The organism is Candidatus Poriferisocius sp., from assembly GCF_965219775.1.
In the GTDB taxonomy this organism is placed as follows: Bacteria; Actinomycetota; Acidimicrobiia; order Acidimicrobiales; family Bin134; genus Poriferisocius.
In genome coordinates, this window is record NZ_OZ244793.1 from 590450 (window position 1) to 611567 (window position 21118).

21 protein-coding genes and 1 tRNA gene are annotated in these 21118 nt (G+C 69.3%); 15 read left to right on the forward strand and 7 right to left on the reverse strand.

Annotated elements, in window-relative coordinates; genetic code table 11:
- Nucleotides 1-29: 29 nt before the first annotated feature.
- From ACOQPQ_RS02645 to ACOQPQ_RS02660, 4 genes are all read left to right on the forward strand, one after another.
- The gene (locus tag ACOQPQ_RS02645; RefSeq protein WP_420637895.1) at nucleotides 30-1430 is read left to right on the forward strand and encodes a DUF512 domain-containing protein; all 1401 of its coding nucleotides are present in this window, start codon (nucleotides 30-32) and stop codon (nucleotides 1428-1430) included.
- Complete coding sequence (gene der / locus ACOQPQ_RS02650) at nucleotides 1423-2832, forward strand: ribosome biogenesis GTPase Der (protein WP_420637896.1); 1410 nt, start codon at nucleotides 1423-1425, stop codon at nucleotides 2830-2832. The genes ACOQPQ_RS02645 and der overlap by 8 nt, the downstream gene beginning before the upstream one ends.
- Before the next feature lie 113 nt (nucleotides 2833-2945).
- Entirely contained in the window at nucleotides 2946-4055 is a 1110-nt protein-coding gene (locus ACOQPQ_RS02655) for a PP2C family protein-serine/threonine phosphatase (protein ID WP_420637897.1), read from the forward strand.
- Nucleotides 4056-4132: 77 nt separating this feature from the next.
- Nucleotides 4133-5317 (forward strand): ABC transporter ATP-binding protein, encoded by a 1185-nt coding sequence (locus ACOQPQ_RS02660; protein ID WP_420637898.1) that lies wholly within the window; start codon nucleotides 4133-4135, stop codon nucleotides 5315-5317.
- Between the two features lie 42 nt (nucleotides 5318-5359).
- On the opposite strand, the gene ACOQPQ_RS02665 is transcribed toward ACOQPQ_RS02660, so the two are convergent.
- Together ACOQPQ_RS02665 and ACOQPQ_RS02670 are read right to left on the reverse strand one after the other, a co-directional pair.
- Complete coding sequence (locus tag ACOQPQ_RS02665) at nucleotides 5360-6433, reverse strand: LLM class flavin-dependent oxidoreductase (protein ID WP_420637899.1); 1074 nt, start codon at nucleotides 6431-6433, stop codon at nucleotides 5360-5362.
- A 34-nt stretch (nucleotides 6434-6467) separates the two neighbouring features.
- Nucleotides 6468-7373 carry an aldo/keto reductase gene (locus ACOQPQ_RS02670; RefSeq protein WP_420637900.1) on the reverse strand — a complete coding sequence of 302 codons (906 nt, stop codon included), beginning with the start codon at nucleotides 7371-7373 and terminating at the stop codon, nucleotides 6468-6470.
- Between the two features lie 103 nt (nucleotides 7374-7476).
- On the opposite strand from ACOQPQ_RS02670, the gene ACOQPQ_RS02675 reads away from it, so the two are divergent.
- Entirely contained in the window at nucleotides 7477-8550 is a 1074-nt protein-coding gene (locus ACOQPQ_RS02675; protein WP_420637901.1) for a Gfo/Idh/MocA family protein, read from the forward strand.
- Nucleotides 8551-8600: 50 nt separating this feature from the next.
- Here the strand turns inward: ACOQPQ_RS02675 and ACOQPQ_RS02680 are convergent, their stop codons facing one another.
- The 3 genes from ACOQPQ_RS02680 to ACOQPQ_RS02690 form a co-directional block, all read right to left on the reverse strand.
- Nucleotides 8601-9485, reverse strand: coding sequence for a carbohydrate ABC transporter permease (locus ACOQPQ_RS02680; RefSeq protein ID WP_420637902.1), 885 nt, complete (start codon nucleotides 9483-9485; stop codon nucleotides 8601-8603).
- Between the two features lie 47 nt (nucleotides 9486-9532).
- Nucleotides 9533-11155, reverse strand: coding sequence for a carbohydrate ABC transporter permease (locus ACOQPQ_RS02685; protein ID WP_420637903.1), 1623 nt, complete (start codon nucleotides 11153-11155; stop codon nucleotides 9533-9535).
- A gap of 172 nt (nucleotides 11156-11327) precedes the next feature.
- A complete protein-coding gene (locus ACOQPQ_RS02690) occupies nucleotides 11328-12794 on the reverse strand; it encodes an ABC transporter substrate-binding protein (protein WP_420637904.1) in 1467 nt (488 codons plus the stop codon).
- A gap of 142 nt (nucleotides 12795-12936) precedes the next feature.
- Between ACOQPQ_RS02690 and ACOQPQ_RS02695 the strand changes: the two genes are divergently transcribed.
- Nucleotides 12937-13149 (forward strand): hypothetical protein, encoded by a 213-nt coding sequence (locus ACOQPQ_RS02695; protein WP_420637905.1) that lies wholly within the window; start codon nucleotides 12937-12939, stop codon nucleotides 13147-13149.
- Nucleotides 13150-13238: 89 nt separating this feature from the next.
- On the opposite strand, the gene ACOQPQ_RS02700 is transcribed toward ACOQPQ_RS02695, so the two are convergent.
- Nucleotides 13239-13316, reverse strand: a tRNA-Pro gene (locus tag ACOQPQ_RS02700).
- Between the two features lie 63 nt (nucleotides 13317-13379).
- On the opposite strand from ACOQPQ_RS02700, the gene ACOQPQ_RS02705 reads away from it, so the two are divergent.
- Nucleotides 13380-15101 carry an N-acyl-D-amino-acid deacylase family protein gene (locus ACOQPQ_RS02705; RefSeq protein ID WP_420637906.1) on the forward strand — a complete coding sequence of 574 codons (1722 nt, stop codon included), beginning with the start codon at nucleotides 13380-13382 and terminating at the stop codon, nucleotides 15099-15101.
- A gap of 16 nt (nucleotides 15102-15117) precedes the next feature.
- Nucleotides 15118-16641, forward strand: a complete 1524-nt coding sequence (locus tag ACOQPQ_RS02710) for a DUF2079 domain-containing protein (protein ID WP_420637907.1) — start codon at nucleotides 15118-15120, stop codon at nucleotides 16639-16641.
- A 43-nt stretch (nucleotides 16642-16684) separates the two neighbouring features.
- On the opposite strand, the gene ACOQPQ_RS02715 is transcribed toward ACOQPQ_RS02710, so the two are convergent.
- Nucleotides 16685-17083: an HIT family protein gene (locus ACOQPQ_RS02715; protein ID WP_420637908.1), complete on the reverse strand. Its 399-nt coding sequence runs from the start codon at nucleotides 17081-17083 to the stop codon at nucleotides 16685-16687.
- Between the two features lie 49 nt (nucleotides 17084-17132).
- On the opposite strand from ACOQPQ_RS02715, the gene ACOQPQ_RS02720 reads away from it, so the two are divergent.
- From ACOQPQ_RS02720 to ACOQPQ_RS02750, 7 genes are all read left to right on the forward strand, one after another.
- Nucleotides 17133-17756 carry a CDP-alcohol phosphatidyltransferase family protein gene (locus ACOQPQ_RS02720; RefSeq protein ID WP_420637909.1) on the forward strand — a complete coding sequence of 208 codons (624 nt, stop codon included), beginning with the start codon at nucleotides 17133-17135 and terminating at the stop codon, nucleotides 17754-17756.
- Between the two features lie 38 nt (nucleotides 17757-17794).
- Nucleotides 17795-18181 (forward strand): glycine cleavage system protein GcvH, encoded by a 387-nt coding sequence (gene gcvH, locus ACOQPQ_RS02725; protein ID WP_420637910.1) that lies wholly within the window; start codon nucleotides 17795-17797, stop codon nucleotides 18179-18181.
- Between the two features lie 5 nt (nucleotides 18182-18186).
- Nucleotides 18187-18666 carry an FHA domain-containing protein gene (locus tag ACOQPQ_RS02730; protein ID WP_420637911.1) on the forward strand — a complete coding sequence of 160 codons (480 nt, stop codon included), beginning with the start codon at nucleotides 18187-18189 and terminating at the stop codon, nucleotides 18664-18666.
- A complete protein-coding gene (locus ACOQPQ_RS02735) occupies nucleotides 18663-19391 on the forward strand; it encodes a MerR family transcriptional regulator (RefSeq protein WP_420637912.1) in 729 nt (242 codons plus the stop codon). The genes ACOQPQ_RS02730 and ACOQPQ_RS02735 overlap by 4 nt, the downstream gene beginning before the upstream one ends.
- Before the next feature lie 4 nt (nucleotides 19392-19395).
- A complete protein-coding gene (gene hpt / locus ACOQPQ_RS02740; RefSeq protein WP_420637913.1) occupies nucleotides 19396-19953 on the forward strand; it encodes a hypoxanthine phosphoribosyltransferase in 558 nt (185 codons plus the stop codon).
- 39 nt (nucleotides 19954-19992) lie between these two features.
- Nucleotides 19993-20493, forward strand: coding sequence for a bifunctional nuclease family protein (locus ACOQPQ_RS02745; protein ID WP_420640347.1), 501 nt, complete (start codon nucleotides 19993-19995; stop codon nucleotides 20491-20493).
- A gap of 119 nt (nucleotides 20494-20612) precedes the next feature.
- Nucleotides 20613-21107 carry a MerR family transcriptional regulator gene (locus tag ACOQPQ_RS02750; RefSeq protein ID WP_420637914.1) on the forward strand — a complete coding sequence of 165 codons (495 nt, stop codon included), beginning with the start codon at nucleotides 20613-20615 and terminating at the stop codon, nucleotides 21105-21107.
- The last annotated feature ends 11 nt before the right edge of the window (nucleotides 21108-21118 follow it).

A 21118-nucleotide genomic window follows, 5' to 3' on the forward strand; every position in this document is an offset into this window, starting at 1 on the left:
GTGGTTTGGCGGCCCGTATCCTTGGCGTCATGTCCGCCCCTCGGGTGACCGCGGTGGCCCCCGATTCGGTGGCTCAGAAGTTCGGCCTGAAGGCCGGCGACGAACTCCTGTCGGTCAACGGCCGCGTTCCCACCGACGTGATCGAGTACCAGCAACTGGTGGATGAGCCCGAGCTGAGCCTCGACATCCGCCGCGACGGCCTGGTGTTGGAGGTGGAGGTACACAAGCGGGCCGGTGAGCCCTTGGGGATGCAGGTGGACTCCGCCCTGTTCGACCGGGTGCGGACCTGCGACAACCACTGCGAGTTCTGCTTCATTTACCAGCTTCCCCCGGGCCTGCGGTCCAGCCTGTACCTGAAGGACGACGATTACCGGCTCTCGTTCTTGTACGGAAACTTCACCACCCTCACCCGCTTCACCGAAGCCGACCTGGAGCGGGTGGTCACCGAGCGGCTCTCCCCGCTGAACGTGAGCATCCACGCCACTGATCCCGACATACGGGCCGCCATGCTGCGGAACCGTCGGGGCGCCACCAGCTTGCGCTGGCTGCGGGCCCTGCTCGACCACGGCATCGAGATCCACGGGCAGGTGGTGGTGTGCCCCGGCGTCAACGACGGCGAGGTCCTGGAGGACACCCTGGCCGGCGTGGCCGACGAATACCCCGAGCTGGCCAGCGTGTGCGTGGTGCCCCTGGGGGTGTCCCGCCATTCCGACGAGCCTCGGCTGCGGCCCCATACCGGGGCCGAGGCGGCCGCGGTGGTGGAGGCCGTCCACCAGTGGCAAGAGATCAACCGGCAACTGCTGGGTCGTCGGGTGGTGTTTGCCGCCGACGAGTACTACCTGCTGGCCGGCATCGACTTCCCGTCGGCCGAGACCTACGAGGGATTCCCCATGCACGAGGACGGGGTGGGCATGGTGGCCACCCTGCGCCGGGAGTTCCTCGGTCACACCGACGAGGTCACCGGGACCCGACCGGGGTTCTTCGCCTGGGTGGAAGGGGCCCCGGCCACCGGCTACCGCGCCCCCCGCACCGAGGGGCCCGACCCGGCCCTGTCTTCGACCTCCGGCAGGGAACGGGGCACCCCCATCGGGCTGCGGCCCCGGCCCGACGCCCCCATCGGGGTGCTCACCGGCCGCTACGGCGCGGAGGTGCTGGCCCCGCTGGTGGCCACGCTGGGTCGCGACGACGTGCGCATCGTGGCGGTGGAGAACCGGTTTTTCGGGGGCACCACCGCGGTGGCCGGCCTGTTGGTCGGTGAGGACATCGCCGCCACCCTGGACGCCCAGCCCGAGGGGCACCGCTACCTGCTACCCGACGTGTGCCTTTCGGGGGGGCGGTTCCTGGACGGCACCACCCCCGGCGATCTCCCCCGACCGGTGGAGGTGGTGCCCACCGACGGGGTGGCCTTGCGCCGGGCGCTCGATGGCTGACCCCGGCCCCTCGCAACACGCGGCCCCGAGGGAGCGACGGCCCACGGTGGCCATCGTCGGGCGACCCAACGTGGGCAAGTCCACCCTCATGAACCGGGTGCTCGGTCGCCGGGAGGCCATCGTGGCCGAGCAGCCCGGGGTGACCCGCGACCGCAAGGAGATGGCGGCCTCCTGGCAGGGTCGGGCCTTCACGGTGGTGGACACCGGGGGCTGGTTGCCCCCCGGCGCCGGGGCCGATGCGGCCATGGATGCCAAGGTGTCGGCCCAGAGCGAGAAGTCGATGACCGAGGCCGATGTGGTGGTGATGGTGGTGGACTCCCAGGCGGGCATCACCGGCGACGACGAGGGGGTGGCCGCCCGACTGCGGGGACGAGCCGGACCGGTGCTGGTGGCGGTCAACAAGGTGGACGACGAAGTCCACGAGAGCCTCATCTGGGAGTTCGTCGGGCTGGGGCTGGGCGATCCGTTTCCGGTGAGCGCGCTCCACGGTCGGGGGGTGGGCGACCTGCTGGACGCGGTGCTGGCCGCCCTGCCCGAACAACACCCGGAACCGGACGAGGAGACGGCCGGCGGGTCGGCGCCGGGGTCGGAGCAGGACGCGGCCACCGGGTCGGCGTCGGGCTCGGAGGAGGACGGGGCCACCGTGTCGGTGGCCATCGTGGGGCGACCCAACGCGGGCAAGTCCACCCTGTTCAACCGCCTGATCGGTGATGACCGCGCGGTGGTCCACGATCAGCCGGGCACCACCCGCGACGCCATCGACACGGTGGTGGCCTCCGAGCTGGGGCCGATTCGCTTCGTGGACACCGCGGGCATGCGCCGACGGGCCCGAATCGATCAGGCCACCGAGTACTACTCGCTGTTGCGGGCCCTGGCCGCGGTGGACCGCTCCGACATCGCCCTGTTGGTGATCGACGCCACCGTGGGGGTCACCCACCAGGATCAACGCCTGGCCGAGCGCATCGACGGGGCGGGGTGTCCCATCGTGGTGCTGCTCAACAAGTGGGACCTGCTCGACACCGAGGCGCGGGAGGCAATCGCGGGCGAAATCGACCGCCGGCTCCACTTCTTGGGGGAGGCGGCCGTGCTCCGGGTGAGCGCCCAGTCGGGCAAGGGGGTGAACCGACTGCTGCCCGAGTTGCGGGGCGTGATCGCCGAGTACCGGCGGCGCATCCCCACCCAGGCGGTGAACCGGGTGCTGCGCGACGCCCAGGCCGCTCATCCCGCCCCCGACGGCGCCCGGGTGCTGTACGGCACCCAGGGGGCGGCCGACCCCCCCACCTTCACACTGTTCGCCAACCGGGAACTGCCCCGTACCTACCTGCGCTTCCTGGAGCGTCGCCTCCGGGAGGCCTTCGACCTGGGATCGGTCCCGGTCAAGCTGCGCGTGCGCCGCCGCTGAGCCAACGCCCCCGAGGCCTGCCGCCTCCGGCCCTGGGCTGCTTCCGCCGCTCAAGCTCGAGGTGAGTCGCCCTTGGCCCCGTCCACCGTGACCGGGCGGGGTAGCCTTGGGCGATGGAGTCGCTCCTTTTGGTGCTGACCGCCGGGGTGTGCGCGTTTGCTTCCGGGGTGTTCGTGCGGGCGGCCCGGCACCGCTACCGGTTCCTGCTCCGAATCGAGCACACCCACGCCGGGGAGGGGTACGACGAGGAAGGGGTGAGCGCCTACGAGGCCGCCCACACGCTGGCCCAGTCCAGCTTCCGCCGTGACGCCCATGCCGCCGTGCTCTACGCCGCCCTCACGGTGGTGGCCGCGGTGACGGCGGCGGCCGAGTCGCGGGCGGTGGCCGCCCTGTTGGCCGTGGTGGTGCTGCCCGCGCTGTTCCCGCTGTGGTGGGGGCGAAAGGCGGTGTCCGACGCCCGGCTCACCCAGGAGCGCTTCGAGATCGAACGGCGGGCCGAGCAAACCCTGAGCCAGGGCGACCTGGCTCCGCTGGCCTGGGCCGGTCGGCTGGCCCCCGACGACCTGCCCGACTTCGCGGGCTACGAAATGGGCCGGGTCTACCAGGCGGGCGAAGGGGTCATGGCGGGCGACTTCTTCGACGTGTTCCGGGTGGGACCCACCCGGGTGGCCGCGGTGATCGGCGATGTGGCCGGACGGGGCATCGAGTCGTCCATCACCGCGTTCCAGGCCAAATACCTCCTTCGGGTGTTCCTCCGGCAGTTCCGCGACCCGGCCCAGGCTCTCGAGGAGTTGAACGCCCAGATGTCGTCCATCGAGCGGGCCGAGGAGTTCATCTCGGTGGTCGTGGTGGTGTTCGACACCGAGGCGCAGACCATGCGCTACGCCTCGGCCGGGCACCCGGCGGCCTGGTTGTGGCACGAGCGGGAGGTGCAGCCGTTGCGGGCCACCGGCGCGTTGTTGATGCTCGACCCCAACAGCACCTACTTCAGCCGGGAAATCCCCCTGGAGTCGGGCGACATGGTGCTGATGTACACCGACGGCCTGGCCGAGGTGCGCTACGGCGACGCCCAGTTCGGCGAGGACCGGATCGCCCAGCATCTGCGCCGCGACCCCACCGTGTCGCCCGACGTCCTGTGCAAGACGCTGCTGGAGTCCGCCCGGGATTTCGCCGACGGCACCATCTCCGACGACGTGGCCATCCTGGCGGTCCGCCGGGCCTGACCCCGGCCGACTACCATGGGGCCGCTCAGTTGGGCGGCAGCCCGGACCAACAACCGGAAGCACAAGGGGGAGGCCCGATGGCCGACGTGGTTCTCGAGGAACTCAACAAGGAGTACAGCAACGGCTTCAGGGCGGTCAGCGATCTGAACCTGCAGATCAACGAGGGCGAGTTCCTGGTGATGGTGGGCCCGTCGGGGTGCGGCAAGTCGACCACGCTGCGGATGATCGCCGGCCTGGAGGACATCACCTCGGGGGAGTTGCGGATCGGCGGCCGGGTGGTCAACACCCTGGCCCCCAAGGACCGGGACATCGCCATGGTCTTCCAGAACTACGCCTTGTACCCCCACATGAACGTGTTCGACAACATTGCCTTCTCCCTGAAGCTGGCCCAACGGCCCCGAGCGGAGATCAAGGAGCGGGTGAACGAGGCGGCCCGCATCCTGGAATTGGAGAACCAGCTCGACAAGCGGCCGGGGCAATTGTCGGGGGGCCAGCGTCAGCGGGTGGCCATGGGCCGGGCCATCGTCCGCCGCCCCCGGGTGTTCCTGCTCGACGAGCCCCTGTCCAATCTGGACGCCAAGTTGCGGGTGCAGATGCGGGCCGAGATCACCGAGTTGCAGCGCCAGGTGGGGGTGACCACCTTCTACGTCACCCACGACCAGGTGGAGGCCATGACCATGGCCGACCGGGTGGCCGTGATTCACCAGGGCATCCTGCAGCAGGTGGACAGCCCGATGAAGCTGTTCAACGAGCCCGACAACATCTTCGTGGCCGCCTTCATCGGCTCGCCGTCGATGAACCTGATGGAAGCGGTGGTCCAGCGCCGCGATTCCGGGCTGACCATGCAGTTGGGCAGTCAGCAGTTGGCCGTTCCCGAATCCCTGCTCACCCGCCGGCCCGCCCTGGAGGGCCATCTGGGGTCCACGGTGGCGGTGGGACTACGGCCCAAGGACTTCGAGGATGCTGCCCTGGTGACCGACCATCCCGCCGATCAGCGGCTGCGGGCCCAGGTCACCCACATCGAGGCCCTCGGGTACGAGGTGATCGCCTACTTCGATCTGGACGCCAAGCCGGTCATCGCCCGGGAGGCGCTGGAGCTGACCGAGGACCAGGTGGCCGACGCCGAGCGCAGCTCCGCCCGGGTCCACGCTCGCTTCCGGCCCACCACCGCGGTACGGCCCGGCGACTCCATCGAGGTGGCGGTGTCCATGGAGAACGCCCACTTCTTCGATCTGGAGACCGGTCTGGCCATCCGGGACTGACCGGCCCGGCTTCCGCCGGGATGGCCGCACCCGAGGGTGCGGTCAGCTCCGGACCAGCGGGGCGTGGTCCAGGTGGGGCAGCACCAGGTTGCCCACCCGCTCGCATTCGGGCAGGTGGGGATAGCCCGAAAGGATGAAGGCGTCGATGCCCACCCGCCGGTAGGCCTCCAGCTTGGCCCGCACTTCTTCGCCGGACCCCACGATGGCGGCCCCGGCCCCGGAGCGGGCCCGACCGATCCCGGTCCAGAGGTTCTCCTCGGCGTACCCGTCGGCGTCGCTCGTCTCTCGCAGCTCGGCCTGGCGTTGCACCCCGGCAGAGGCGGCGTCCAGTGACCGCCCCCGGATGGCGGCCCCGGTCCGGTCGTCGAGTCGGCTGACCAGCCGGTCAGCGGCCGCCCGGGCCTCGGCGGACGTGGCCCGCACGATCACGTGGCTGCGCAGCCCGAAGCGCAGGGTGCGTCCGTGGCGTTCGGACCGGGCCTTCATGTCGGCCACCGTGTCGGCCACCCCCGCCACCGTGTCGGGCCAGGTGAGGAACACGTCGGCGGCCGCCGCGGCGGTTTCCTTGGCCGCCTCGGAGAAGCCGCCGAAGTAGAAGGGAGGGCAGCGCCCCGAGGTGGTGGTGGCGCGGGGGGGATCGAGGGTCAGCGTGACGAACTCCCCGTGGAAGTCCACCGGCCGGCCGTCGAGCAGGGTGCGCAGCACCTGCATCCACTCCAGGGTCCGCCGGTAGCGGGGCGCCGATTCCAGGGTCTCGCCGGGGATGTCGCTGGAGATGATGTTGACGGTGAGCCGCCCGTGGAGCATCCGATCCACGGTGGCGAGCTGTCGGGCGAGTTGGGGGAGCCAGAGCTCGCCCATCCGCACCGCCAGCAGGAGTTGGATGCGGGAGGTGAGCGGGGCCACCCCGGCGGCGAACGCGGTGGCGTCGATCCCCAGGGTGTAGCCCGAGGGCAACAGGATGTTGTCGAAGCCGTGACCATCGGCGGCCAAGGTGATGTCGCGGCAGTGTTCCCAACTACTTGCCAGTTCCGGGTCGGCCACCCCGAGGAACTCGTAGTCGTCGTCACACAATGCGCCGAACCACGCCACCTCGACCGGCGACGAACCGCTCACGGCCGGGGCACGACTTCGACGGGCGCGGAGCCGTTCACGGCAGGGGTACGCCTTCGGAGGCCTCGATGACGGCGTACACGTCCTCCCGCTCCAGGGGGACGTGTGCGGCGGCGGCCGCCTCGGCCAGTCGCTCGGGCTTCTGTGTTCCCAGGATGGCCACCGGGCGAGAGGGGTGGGCCAGCACGAAGGCCACCGCCAGCGTGGTCCGGCTGGTGCCGTGACGCTCGGCCAGGCGATCGAGGGTGGCGATCAGCTCGGGGCGGACGTCGGTACCCGTGGCCAGGCGACCCCCGGCCAGCGGGCTCCACGCCAGCGGGACCACGCCGTCGCGCATGCACAGGTCCAAGGTGCCGTCGCGCAGCGCGCCCAGGGCGGCCGCCGAGTACTCGGGCTGGGTGGCCACCAGCGGGAACGGCAGGTGGGCGGCCAACGCCTCGTGTTGGGCGGGGGTGAAGTTGGACACGCCCACTTCTCGGATCTTGCCCTGGTCGCGCAGCCCGGTGAGGGCCTCGGCCAACTCGGCCGGATGGACGAACAGGTCGGGCCGGTGGATCTGGTAGAGGTCCACGGTGTCCACCCCGAGGCGTCCGAGTGAGGCCTCGCAGGCGGCGGTAATGGCAGCCGCACTGGCGTTGTAGGGGGTGGGCGGGGTGATGCCCCCCTTGGTGGCCAGGACCATCCGGTCCCGCAGGCCGGGGGCGGCGGCCAGCACCTGGCCCAGGTTGCTCTCGGCCTGGCCGAAGGCGGTCCCGCCCCAGTCCAGGCCGTAGACGTCGGCGGTGTCCACCAGGTTCATACCGTGACCCAGGGCGGCCTCCAGCACCTCGTGATACTCGGAGGGGGAGCCCCCGACCAGGCGCCAGCAGCCGAACCCCAGGCGTCCGACCTCCAGGTCGGGTCCGAGCGAGACGGGTGCGGGGTCGATGAGGCCGCTTGGCACCTGGCCAAGCTATCTTGTGAAGCCGCCGGCCGGGAAGCACTGGGCGTACTCGCCCCGAGGTGCCGCGCGGCGGGCGTGGCACGACCCATCGGGGAGAAGCAGGGTGATCCGCTACGGCGTCATAGGAACCGGCATGATGGGTCGGGAGCACATCGCCAACATCGCTCATCTGTCCGGCGCGGAGGTGGTGGCGGTGGCCGACCCCCACGGCCCCTCCCGCCAGAAGGCCGCGGCGATGGCCCCCGCAGCCCGGCAATTCGTCGACTACCGGGAACTCCTGGCGTCCCGGAGGTGCGATGCGGTGGTCATCGCCACCCCCAACATGACCCACGCCGACGTCCTGGGCGACGTGTTGGAGGCCGACCTGCACGTGCTGGTGGAAAAGCCGCTGGGTATCTCGGTGGCCGACTGCCGGCGGATCATCGAGGCCGCCTCCCGGTCTCGGGGGGTGATCCGAGTGGGATTGGAGTACCGCTACATGGCCCCGTTCGCCCGGCTCATCGAGGAGGTCGACGCCGGCAGCGTCGGTCGGATCCGCATGGTGTCGATGCGGGAGCACCGGTTCCCGTTTCTGTCCAAGGTGGGGGACTGGAACCGGTTCGACCACAACACCGGGGGGACGCTGGTGGAGAAGTGCTGCCACTTCTTCGACCTGATGAACCTGGTGATGCCGGGGCGACCCGAGCGGGTGTTCGCCTCCGGGGGCCAAGCGGTCAACCACCGCGACGAGCGCTACGGGGGCTGCGCGCCCGACATCGCCGATCACGCCTACGTGGTGGTGGAATACGACGACGGCGCTCGGGCGATGCTGGACCTGTGCATGTTCGCCGAGGCCACCCACAACCAGCAGGAGTTCGCCGTAATGGGCGACGCCGGCAAGATCGAGGCCCTGGTGCCTGAACACATCGTGCGCATCGGGCGGCGGGGCGAGCACTCCATCGGCGCGGTGCGGGTCGAACCGACACCGGTGACCGCCCCGTACGAGGGGCATCACCACGGTTCCAGCTTCGTGGAGCACCAGCGGTTTCTGGAGGCCATTGACGCCGCCGGCCGGCCCGAGGCGACGGCCCAGTCCCGTCAGGCCCTGGAAGCCGCCCTGTTGTGCGTGGCCATGGGGGTGGCCGGCCAACAGTCGATGACCAGTGGGATCCCGGTGGCCGTCAGCGACGTCTTGTAGTCGGCAGAGGCTGCGTCAGCAACGAGGCCCCGTGACCGTCGGAGCCGGCGTCAACCCTTGACGGAGCCCGCCAGGAGTCCTCGCACGAAGTGCCGCTGGAGGCTGAAGAACACGATCAGCGGCACGATCATGATCACGAAGGCCGAGGCGAAGCGGAGCTGGAAGTTGGAGCCCCGTTCGCCGACCAGGTTGACCAGCGCCACCGTCATGGGCTCGTTGTCGGTGAGGAACACCACGGCGATCAGGTAGTCGTTCCAGGTCCACAGGAACTGGAACACGGCAAAGGCGGCCAGGGCCGGCCGGGCCAGGGGCACCACCAGGCGCCAGAAGATGGTGAAGTGGCTGGCCCCGTCGATGCGGGCCGCTTCGAACACCTCGCGGGGGAGTTGGCTGATGAAGTTGTGCAGCAACAGCACGGCCAGGGGCAGGCCGAAGGCGGTGTGGGTGATCCACACCGCGGCGGCGGTATTGGCGATGCCCACGTCGGGGATGAGCACGAACGTCCAGTCCACGCCGGGGATGGTCAGTCGGGCCCCGTTGTTGAAGAGTTGCAACAGCGGCACGAAGGCCATCTGGTTGGGCAGGGCGATCATGGAGACCAGGGCGATGAACAGCCAGTTGCGCCCCCGAAAGTCGATCCAGGCAAAACCGTAGGCGGCGAAGGCGGCGATGGCGATGGGGATGATGGTGGCCGGAACCACGATGGCCAGGGAGTTGAGGGCGAACTCCCACATGGACGGCTGGGCCGCGCTCTCCCGGAAGATGTCGCGGTAGTTCTGCAGGGTCAGGTTGTCGAGATCGTTCCAGGTCGTCCACCAGCCGTTGCTCTCGATGTCGGGCACCTTGCGGAACGAGGAGACGAACAGCCCGAAGGAGGGCACCGTCCAGATCACCACGATGAGCCACATGGCCCAGGTCGGGATGCCCGCGGCCAAGCGCCGAATCCTGAGGCCCGTTGGCAGCGTGGCGGTGTCAGCGGAGGTCACTTCAGCTCCGATTGGAGTCGGCGGATGTTGTAGATCATCACCGGCAACACCAACGCCAGGAGCACCACTGCGAACGCGCTGCTGGAGGTGAAGTTGCGGTCGCGGAGCTGGTCGAACATCTCGTTGGCCAGCACGTTGGTGCGGTTGGCGCCGCCGGTGGTGGCCTTCACCAGGTCGAACACCTTGGTGACGATCACCATGAGGGTGGTCACCACCACGATGATGGTGGGACGGATCTGGGGGACGATTACCCGCCAGAAGACCTGGATCTCATTGGCCCCGTCCACCCGGGCGGCCTCGGTGAGTTCCTCGGGCACGGCCCGGATGGCGGCCGACAGCACCACCATGGCGAAACCGGTCTGGATCCACACCATGATGAACATGATCCAGAAGTTGTTCCACGGGATCATCGAGGAGTTGATGAAGAAGCCCCGGGCCTCGAATCCCAGGCCCTGCAGGATGGCGTTCAGCAGACCGGTTTGGTTGCCGGTGGGCTGCACCTCGTACATGAAGTCCCAGATCACCGCGGCGCCCACCATGGAGATGGCCATGGGCATGAAGATCAGGGTCTTGGCCACCCGCTCGCCTTGGGCCCGCTCGGCCAGGATGGCCAAGAGCAGCCCCAACACGGTGGACAGTCCGGCCACGGTGACCACCCACCAGATGTTGTTCCAGACGACCCCCTGCAGCGTGGAGAGCGCCGCGAAGATGGCCATGCCGATGGCCAGCACAAACAGGGTGGACGACGCGGGGGACCCCCAGTCCATCTCGATGTCCCCGCCACTCATGCGGGCAAGCAGCCAGACGACGAGGAGGACAGCGGCTACGCCGACCACGACGACGAGGGTGATCCGGCTGGACACCAGCACGGTGAGGGCGTCCACGATGGCGGAGCGATTGGGTTCGCGAATGATCGACTCGAAGAACCCGACCAGGGCGGCCCCCCCCAACAGCACGGCGACCGTGCCCAGGAGGCGCATGGCCCTGCCCGCCAGGTGTACCCGCAGAGGACCGCCCACGATCCGGGAGGCGCTGGCCCACGCGGCCACCGCGGCCACGGTGGCGGCGGCCAGCCCGACGATGAACAGCCGGCTGGTGAAGATCGAACTCCAACCTTCGACGGAGAAGAAGGTGCGATCGGTGAAGATCTCCTCGTAGTACTGGATGGTGAACCCGGGCTCTTGGCCCCGCGTCCCGCTCTTGAACGACAGCCACAACGTGCGGAAACCGGGGATGACCAAGCCCCCGGTCACGAAGAGCAGGCCGGGGCCCACGAACACCCACGGTCGCAGCCGGGCCTCCAGACGGATGCGGCGGTCCAGGGCGGGCACCACGCCACGGCCGGCCCCGTTGCCGAGGGCGGCGCCGATGACGCCGGCGATCACGATGGCCAGCCACCCTTCGTCGAACGGACCCCCCAGGGCCGGGCCTCGGGGCACCCAGTCGTTGTGCTGGAGCACGGCCCCGACGATCAGACCCACTACCCCCCCGATGCTGGCGGCGAAGGCGGGCCAGCGGTTGAGGGCGGCCGTTGCCGTCCGGTCGGCGCCGACGAACAACACGGCGGTGACCGCCAGCGCCCCGATGACGCTGACCAGCATGGTGACGATCTGGCCCATGGCCCCCGTACCTTAGGCGGCGAGGCGGACCGGGTGCAGGAATGCCGCAAGCTTCCGCCGCCGCCCTGGCCGTTCACTTGCCGGGACGCGCCGGGGCCGGGAGCGAACTCGTCGCTCCCGGCCCCGATAGTTCGATCGAGCCGGCCGAGTGGCCGGCGATCAGGCCCTCAGCCTATGAGGACGGCCAAGCGTCCTCGGTGTCGTCGGCGAACTCCTGGGCCGACTTCGAGCCCGACACGTAGTCGGTGCCCGAACGCCAGAACTCACCGGCACCCACTTCGCCGGGCATGAGGTCGGAGGCGTCGAACCGGAAGGGATCGGCGCTCACCAGGATCTCGGCCAGGCCGCGGTCGAAGTCCGAGCTGTAGAGCGAGGTGTCGTGGTCCCGGTTGGGGGAGAGGAACCCACCCTTGTCGGCCATGATCCGGGCGTTGGCGAACGCCGCGGTGCCGATGTGCTCCATCACGGCCATGGTCTCGGGCTTGTCGGTGAAGGCCACCGCGTGGGTGCCCGCGCCGAGCACGACGGTACCGAACTCATCGGAGATGGTCGGCAGGTAGAAGACGTTGATGTCGCCGTCGGGGCCGAGGGAGGCGCCCGCTTCGGTGAAGAACGCACCGGCGAAGTTGGCCTGGCGGTGCAGCACGCAGTCGCCGTCCAGCAGCGGCAGGGCGGACTCCCGGAAGCCGGTGGCGGCGATCAGGTCGCGACCGCCGAGCACGTTGCCGTCTTCGAACCAGATGTCGCCCACGAACTCGGCCACTTCGACCACCCGGGGATCGTTGAACGGGATCTCATGGGACACCCACTGGTCGTAGACGTCGGGACCCTGGATGCGAAGCATCATGTCCTCCATCCAGTCGGTGAACACCCAGCCGGTGGCGTCGCCCGACCCGATGCCGATGCACCAGGGAACGTGGCCGTCGGCCTTGATCTGCTCCACCAGAGCTTCGAGCTCGTCCCAGGTTCCGGGGATCTCGTAGCCGTTGTCGGCGAACACGGGTGGGCTGTACCACACCAGGCTCTTCACATCACCCTTGTTGGGCACGCCGTAGACCTGCCCACCGGTGGTGACCAAATCGAACCAGAAGGGGTCGTACGACCCGGCGATGTTGTCGAGCAACGACTGCGGCAGGGCCACGGCGTCGCCGGACTCGCCGAACTGGATGATCCGGCCCGGCTGGGGGATGATCACGATGTCCGGGGGATTACCGCCCTCCAGGGCCAGGTTCAACTCGGTGGTGGCGTCGCGGGTGCCCGAGTACTGCACCTCGATGCCGGTGCTCTCCGTCAGCGGCTCGAAGCCGGCCAGGAAGCCCTCGGCCTCGGCACCGGTCTCCGGGCCCAGAATGTTGACCACCGTGCCCGCCAGGCTCATGTCGTCGTCCATGGGTTCGGCGTCGTCCATGGGCTCGTCGTCCATGGGTTCGGCGTCGTCCATGGGCTCGTCGTCCATGGGCTCGTCGTCGTCCATGGGCTCGTCATCGTCCATGGAGCCACCGTCCGTCGAATCGTCGGCGGGGGCCGAGTCCGCCGGCGCGGGGGTGCTGTCGTCGTCGTCATTGCCGCAGGCTCCGGCCACCAGGGCCAAGGCGAAGAGTGCGGCAAGGAGCGCGAGCAGTTTGGGCTTCAATTTCATTGCTGGGGATTCCCTTCCTTGTCAGCAGGCTGGTCCATCAGCAGGTGGCTGGTGGAATGGACCAAAGTAACGCTTGGGCAACCAGGGAGACAACGCGCCGTGGGCCGTCCGACGGCATTGCCGGCGGTGGCAAGCTAGGGGCGTGCCCTGGTGCGAGCCCTGCGAGCGTTTCTGGAATCCCGGGTCGGTGACCGCCGACGGCGCGTGCCCCACCTGCGGGGCGGTCGTGGCCGGCCCGTTGTCCCGGTCGGCGCCTCGCCGGGTGCGGGCCCCGTGGCACTTCTGGGTGGTGCTGGCCGCGGCCGCTGCCTACCTGGCCTGGCGGGCCGTCCAGGGCATTGCGCTGCTGCTCTGAGGGAGCTTCTGCGGGGGGAATTTGCCGTGAGGGGAAATTCCCGAGAGGGGAGAGGTGGTCGTGAGGGGAATTTGCCGAGAGGGGAGAGGTGGTCGGGCTGCCGGGATTTGAACCCGGGACCTTCGGTCCCCCAGACCGACGCGCTAACCAAGCTGCGCCACAGCCCGTGGACGCCCAACCATAGCGGGGCGGCGTGGGGCCACCCCACCCGAATGAGTAGGGTGGCAGCCGTGCTGGACCTGGTCTTTCGCAACGGCACCATCGTCGACGGCACCGGCGGCCCCGGCCGAAGCGGCGACCTGGGCGTGGACGCGGGCCGCATCGTGGCCATCGGTGAGGTGGCCGATGACGGGCGCACGGAGATCGACGCCACCGATCGGGTGGTGTGCCCCGGTTTTGTCGACCCCCACACCCACTACGACGCCCAGCTCTTCTGGGACCCAGTTGCCTCCCCCTCCAACCTGCACGGCGTGACCACCGTGATCGGGGGCAACTGCGGCTTCACCCTGGCCCCCCTCAACCCCGGCGATGCCCCCTACCTGCAGCGCATGATGGCCAAGGTGGAGGGCATGCCCCTCTCGGCCTTGGAGTCGGGCCTGGACTGGTCGTGGCGCACTTTCGGCGACTACCTGGCTCGCTTGGACGGCACGCTCGGGGTCAACGCCGGTTTCCTGGTGGGTCACTGTGCCATCCGCCGGGCGGTCATGGGGGCCGAGGCCACCGGCCACCAGGCCGACCCCGGCCAACTGGAGGCCATGAAGTCGCTCTTGGCCGAGGGCATTGCCGCGGGCGGGCTGGGCTTCTCCACCTCGCTGTCCTACACCCACAACGACGGCGACGGCGCCCCGGTGGCCTCCCGCTTCGCCGACAACGACGAGGTGGTGGCGCTGTGCTCGGTGGTGGCTGAGCACGAAGGCACCACGTTGGAGTACGTGACCGACGGCTGCATGCAGGGCTTCACCGAAGAAGAGCTGGAACTGATGGTGGCCATGTCCCGGGCGGCCCGCCGCCCGCTCAACTGGAACGTGCTCACCATCGACTCCGCCGACCCCGACCGCTACCGGGCCCAGCTCGGGGCGTCGGTGCGGGCGGCCGAGCAGGGCGCCCGGGTGGTGGCGCTCACCATGCCGGTGCTGGTGGGCATGAACATGAGCTTTCTGAACTACTGCGCCCTCAACATGCTGCCGGACTGGGGCGAGGTGCTCGGTCTTCCCGTGCCCGAACGCATGGCCCGCCTGGCCGAACCCCGCACTCGGGCGCATTTGGCCGAGCGGGCATCCTCCCCGGACGCCGGGGTGTTCAGCAGGCTCACCGGCTGGGGCGGCTACCGCATCGGCGACACGTTCAGCCCGGCCAACCAGGGTTGCACCGGGCGCACCGTGGCCGAGATCGCCGCCGAGCGGGGCACCCAGCCCTTCGACACCCTGGTGGACATCGTGCTGGCCGACGAGCTGCGCACCGTGTTGTGGCCGGCACCCACCGACGACGACGAGGAGAGCTGGCGGCTTCGGGCCGAGGCGTGGCAGAGCGAGCACACCCTGTTGGGCGGCTCCGACGCGGGCGCCCATCTGGACCGGATGTGCGGCGCCCCCTACACCACCGCCTTTCTGGCCGACTGCCTGCGGGGCCGTCGACTGGCGTCGCTGGAGTCGGCCATCCAGATGCTGACCGACGCCCCTGCCCGCCTGTTCGGGCTGCGGGAACGGGGCCGCATCCAGCCGGGGTGGCACGCCGATCTGGTGGTCTTCGACCCCGAAACGGTGGACGCTGGGGCCATGCGCATGGTGAACGATCTGCCCGGCGGCACGGCCCGGCTGTTCGCCGACGCAACCGGGGTGGACCACGTGGTGGTGAACGGCCAAATCATCGTCAGCGGCGGCCATGCCACCGACGCCCGGCCCGGGACCCTGCTGCGTTCGGGGCGCGACACCCACACGGTTCTGGTCGGGTAGCGGAGGAGCACCAGGGATGGGTGGGGCCGCGGCCAGGCTCGCCGTGCTCCAACGGCGGCTGGAGATCTTCTCCCTGCGCTGGCAGGCCCGGCTCGACACGGCGCAGGTGGACCGAGCCGTCCCCTGGGTGATCGCCCTGTTTCTGGGGGGCGCCCTGTCGGGTCTGTCGTTGGCCCGAGCCCGCCAACTGGACGCCGGGGCCGACCTGTCCAGCTACCTCCAAGGGGTGTGGCTCATCGGCGAGGGGTACGAACCGCTGTCCAGCGTGGCCGGCCACAACCTGCTGTGGGAACAAGCCGCCTACATCCTCTACCCGGTGGCCGGGCTCACCGCGCTGTTTCCGGCCCAACCCACCCTGCTGGCCCTGCAAGCCGCCGCCTTGGCGCTGGCCGTGGTGCCGCTGTGGCGGATCGCCCGCGACATCGGCCGACTCAAGTCCGGCACCGCCGCGGCGGTGATCTTCGCCTACAGCGCCTATCCGGCCGTCCACGCGGTGAACCTGGCCGACTTCCACCCGGAGGCGCTGGCCGTGCCCGCCCTGTTCGCCGCCGTGCTCACCTCGTTGCGGGGCCAGTGGAACTGGTTCGGGGTGTTCGCCCTGTTGAGCGTGACCTGCCGGTCCGATCTGGCCTTCGCCCTGGCCGGGTTGGGCCTGATGGTGATGGTGGAGGGTCGGCGCCGCCCCGGCGCGGCCATCTTCTGGGGGGGGTTGGCCTACGGATTGGTGTCTCTGACCGCCGTCCAACCCCGGTTCAACGGGGGCCGGTTCCCCCACATCGAGGCGTTTTCCGACTTCGGCGGGGGACATCCGGGATCGGTGCTGTGGGGCTTCATCTCCGCACCTCATCAGGTGGTGGCCGACGCCATGTCGCAGGCCAACTTCCAGGTGATCGTGTTGCTCCTGGCCCCGGTGATGCTCCTGCCGTTGGTGGCGCCCCGCTACGTGCTGCCCGCATTGCCGCTGTTCGCGGTGTACCTGGTGGCCGACGTGCCCCCCGGCCAACTGTTGGAGGCCTCCCAGACCGTGCCGATGATCCCGTTCGTGTTCACCGCCACCGTGTTGGCCCTGGCCCGGTCCGGACGGGTGCTGGTGGAGCGGGTGAACGTGGACCGCCGCTATCTCACCGCATTGGTGCTGGCCGCCAGCCTGTTCTTCATGTGGGACGCCCCCAGCTCGCTCTACCAGGAGCCCTGGGACTGGGGTCGGCGCGACACCATGGACGTGGCCCGCCGGGAGGCGGCCGACGCCATTCCGGAGGACGCCTCGGTGCGGGCCTCCGACCAGGTGCTGCCCCTGCTGTCGGATCGGACCCGACTGTACGTGCTGAACACCACCGACGACCCCGACAGCGCGGCGTTGGCCGCCACCCCCCGGGTGGAGTGGATCGTGTTCGACACGGCAGCGGCCCCCGAGTGGAGCCCCCTGGACATCGAGAGCTTCGATCTGGACGTGCGCCGAACCGGCTTCGAGCGCTTCGAGCTGGAGCACCAGGAGGCCGGCTTGCGGGTCTATCAGCGCCGCAACGTCACCCGGAGCTGATCAGGGCCCGATGCCGATCGGGGCCCGTGCCGATCGGAGCCGGCTAGCCGGCCAGGTGGGAGCGCAGGAGGTCGGCGGCGGCGGCCAGCTCCTCGGGGGGGACGGAGGATCGGGCATTGGCGAAGCTCAAATCGCCGATGTCGAAGGTGGGGATCACGTGCAGATGGGTGTGCGGCACCTCGTGGCCCGCGATGATCAGGCCAACCCGAGGGGGGGAGAAGGCCGCCATTTGGGCGGTGCCCACCGATTGGGCCACCACCATGAGGTGGGCGGCCAGGTCGGGGGGGACGTCCAGCCAGTGGTCGATCTCGGCCCGAGGCACCACCAGGGTGTGACCGGTCTGTATGGGGTTGATGGACAGGAAGGCCACGCAGTCGTCGTCCTCCCACACAAAGTGTCCGGGCAGTTCCCGATTGATGATCTTGGTGAAGACGCCGGCCATGCCCTGATGGTAGACGCCCCCGTGGCCGAATCCCCTAGTGTCTGCGCCCATGGAGGACCACGTGGACACACCCCCGGAGAGGAGTCCGTCCTCGGCGACCGGTACCCGGATCCTGACGGTACCCAACGCCATATCCGTGCTCCGGCTGGGGTGCGTGCCGGTGTTCTGCGTCCTGGTGCTGGGCATGGGCAACCGGGCGGGGGCGGCCATCCTGCTGGGGGTGCTGGGGGCCACCGACTGGGTGGACGGCTACCTCGCCCGTCGGTTCGACCAGGTGTCGGAGTTGGGCAAGATCCTGGATCCCGCCGCTGATCGGCTGATGTTCCTGGCCGCGGTGGTGGTGATGATGGTGGACGGTTCCCTGCATGCGGCCTTCGGAGTGCCCATGCTGGTGCGGGAGGGGCTGGTCTCGCTGGTGGTGGTGGTGCTGGCCGGGTTGGGGGCCCGCCGGATCGACGTGACCTTCACCGGGAAGGCGGCCACCTTCGGCCTCATGTTCGCGCTGCCCTTCCTCTTGCTGGGCGACTCCTCGGTGGGCGGGGGCCTGGTGCTGCGGGGCATCGGCTGGGGTTTGGGCATCCCTTCCCTGGTGCTCAGCTACTACGCCGCGGTGGAGTACATCCCCCGGGCCCGCCGGGCCCTGATCGAAGGGCGAGCCCCAGCCTCAAGCTGAGGTTGAGAGTTTTTCCCCTACCCGATACGGTGGGGGCGATGAACACCCCCGCAGAGCTCCGCTATTCCGAAGACCACGAATGGGCCAAGGTCGAAGGCAGCCGGATCTGGCTGGGCATCACCGACTACGCCCAGGACGCGCTGGGCGACATCGTCTACATCGAGCTGCCCCCGGTGGGCACCGAGGTGACCTGCGGCCAGGCCTTCAGCGAGGTGGAGTCCACCAAGTCGGTGTCGGAGATTTACTCGCCGGTCACCGGGGTGGTGGTGGAGGTGAACACCGATCTGATCGACCACCCCGAGCGGTTGAACGAGGATCCCTACGGCGACGGGTGGATCTGCGTCATCGATGCGGCCGACGTGTCCGAGCTGGACGCCCTGTTGGACGCCGGCGCCTATACCGACCTGACCGAGGGTGTGGATTGACGTCGGTGCCCACGGAAGGCCCCGGCGGCCCGGACGGCTGCTCGCAGTGCGTGGTCAACGCCGCGTCGGGGGCCAACTTTTGTGCGGCCTGCGGTCGGCGCCTGGGACCGCCGGGAGCCGCCGAAGTTGCGGCCTCGGCGGATGAGCCGACCACCGAACTGGTCCTGGAGATCGACCTGCCGGCGCACCCGGCCGTGCTGGTGGCGACGCAGGGACCGGCGGCGGGCAGCCGGTTCGAGCTGTCGCATTCCCCGGTCACGGTGGGTCGCCATCCCGACTCGGAGATCTTCCTGGACGACATCACCGTGTCGCGCCGCCACGCCGAGGTGACCCGCGAGGGCCTGGTCCGACGGGTGAGGGACAAGGGCTCGTTGAACGGCACCTATCTGAACGGCCGCCGGGTGGAGGAGGCCGGGTTGAAGAACGGCGACGAACTCCAGGTGGGCCGCTTCAAGCTGGTCTACTACGACGGGACCGGCCCATGAGCGACCAGCACCAGTCCATCGGCCAGGTGTTGGACGTGCTCAAGGGTGAGTTCGCCGACATCAGCATCTCCAAGATCCGCTTCCTGGAGAGCCAGGGCCTCATCGACCCCCAGCGCAACCCGTCGGGCTACCGGAAGTTCACCGAAGCCGATGTTCAGCGGTTGCGTTGGATCCTGGAACAGCAGCGGGACCACTTCCTGCCCCTGAAGGTGATCAAGGAGCGCATCGAGCGTGAGGAGTTCCCCCCGTCCGACGGCGGCCACGCGGCCCCCACCGGGGGGGCGTGCTCGGCCGCCCGGGCCGGTCGGAAGCCGAACCCGCTCGATCCGGGTGCCGCCCCGGTATCGCTGACCCTGGACGAACTGGCCTCGGCCAGCGGCCTGAGCCCGGCCAAGCTCCTGGAGCTGCAGCAATTCGGCCTGATCGAGCCTCTGGACGACGGGGCGCTGGCCCACTACGGCCGAGAGGCCCTGGACGTGGCCACGGTGGCGGCCGGGTTCCTGGCCCACGGGGTGGAGCCTCGCCATCTGCGGGCCTACAAGTCGGCCGCCGAGCGGGAGGCGGGGCTCATGGAACAGCGGATCATGCCGCTGGTGATGCAGCGCACCGCCGAGGCCCGCCGACTGTCCCAGGACACGTTGGGGGAGATGACCAACCTGGGCACCGAACTGCGGCTTGCTCTCCTTCGGGGGGCGCTGGCCCATCACACCCGGACGCACCAGTAGCGGCGTGGGCCGGGTGGAGCCCGAGCTGTTCGCCGGGCGGGAGGCCATCGAACAGGCGGTGACCCGGGTGGCCTCGGAAATGTCGCAGAGGTGCTCGCCGGGGACCGTGCTGGTGGCCGTGCTCAAGGGCAGCGTGCCGTTCCTGGCCGACCTGGTGCGCAGGCTGGACGTCGAGGTGGAGGTGGACTTCATGGCCCTCTCCCGATTCGCCCCGGACTCGGGCCGGGTCAAGCTGGTCAAGGATCTGGATTGCGACGTGACCGGACGCCAGGTGGTGTTGGTGGAAGACGTGGTGGACACCGGGCTCAGCCTGGGCTACCTGATGGGAGAGCTGCACCGCCGGTCGGCCGCCTCGGTGGCGGTGGCCGCCCTGTTGAATCGGCGGGCTCGACGCATCCTGCCCATCGAGCCCGATTACGTGGGATTCGAAGCCCCTGACCAGTTCTTCTTGGGATACGGCCTGGACTGGGCGGGTCGTTACCGGAACCTCGACCGGCTGATCATCGGTGATCCGGACCGTCTGGCCCACGATCCCGACCACTATGTCCCTATGCTCTACTAGCGTGGGCGCATTGAGGGCGGCGCAATGAAGAAGGACGATATGAAAAAGATGGAGTTGATCGGGGTGCGGATCGAGTTGCCCTCCAACGCCCCGATCGTTCTGTTGCGGGAGACCGACGGCGCGGGCCGGTTGTTGCCCATCTTCATCGGTGGCGCCGAGGCGCAGGCCATTGCCCTGGCCATGGAGGAAGTGGAGACGCCCCGTCCCATGACCCACGATCTGTTCAAGAACGTGCTGGACGACCTGGGCGTGCGGCTGGAGTGCATCGTGGTGACCGAGTTGCGCGACCGCACGTTTTACGCCGAGCTGGAGTTGGCCGGGAACAATGGGGCCCGGCGGATCTCCAGTCGCCCCTCGGATGCGGTGGCACTGGCCGTGCGGACCGGAGCACCCATCTTCGCCGACGAGTCCGTGCTGGAGGCGGCCGGCCACACCGTGGACGCCGGGGAATCCACGGGGGAGGAGCAGCCCGCCGAGGAGGTCCTGGACGAGTTCCGGGAGTTCCTGGACCAGGTGAGCCCCGAGGATTTCAACGGCTGACCGATTGCCCCCATCCTTGACAATCCACAGGGTGAGTCGTAGGCTGTGGAAGTTCAATGGCGTAGTTTCCCCGGTGTAACAGTCCGTGTGGGTGACGCGCCCCGGCATGGGAGCATCAGATGAGCGATCAGAGACCGGTAGTCGGCGATTTCAGCTCACCGCAGACCATCGAGATCGTCGGCATCACCTACCGTCAGCTCGACTACTGGACCCGCACCGGCTTGGTGCGGTCGACGGCCCAAGAGGCCGACGGCAGCGGAAGCCGCCGCCGGTACTCCTACAACGACCTGCTGGAGCTGAAGCTCATCAAGCGGCTCCTGGACGAGGGGATCGGCCTTCGCCGGGTGCGCGAGGTGTTCGAGTATCTGCGCGAGGAATTGGGTGAGAACGTGGCCAGCGCCGATCTGGTGATCCACGGCAACCGCTCGCTACTGGTCAGAACCGACGAGCAGTTGCTGGATGCGCTGCGCCAAGGGCAGGGGGCGCTCTACCTTCGGATGGAGGGCCTGGTGGAAGAGGTGGACGCCGCCGTGCGGGAGTTGCCCGTTCAAGAGGCTCTGCCGGTGGGTTCCTCCGAGCCGCAATCCGACAGCGTCGCCCGGACCGGCACGTAGGAGCGGTACTC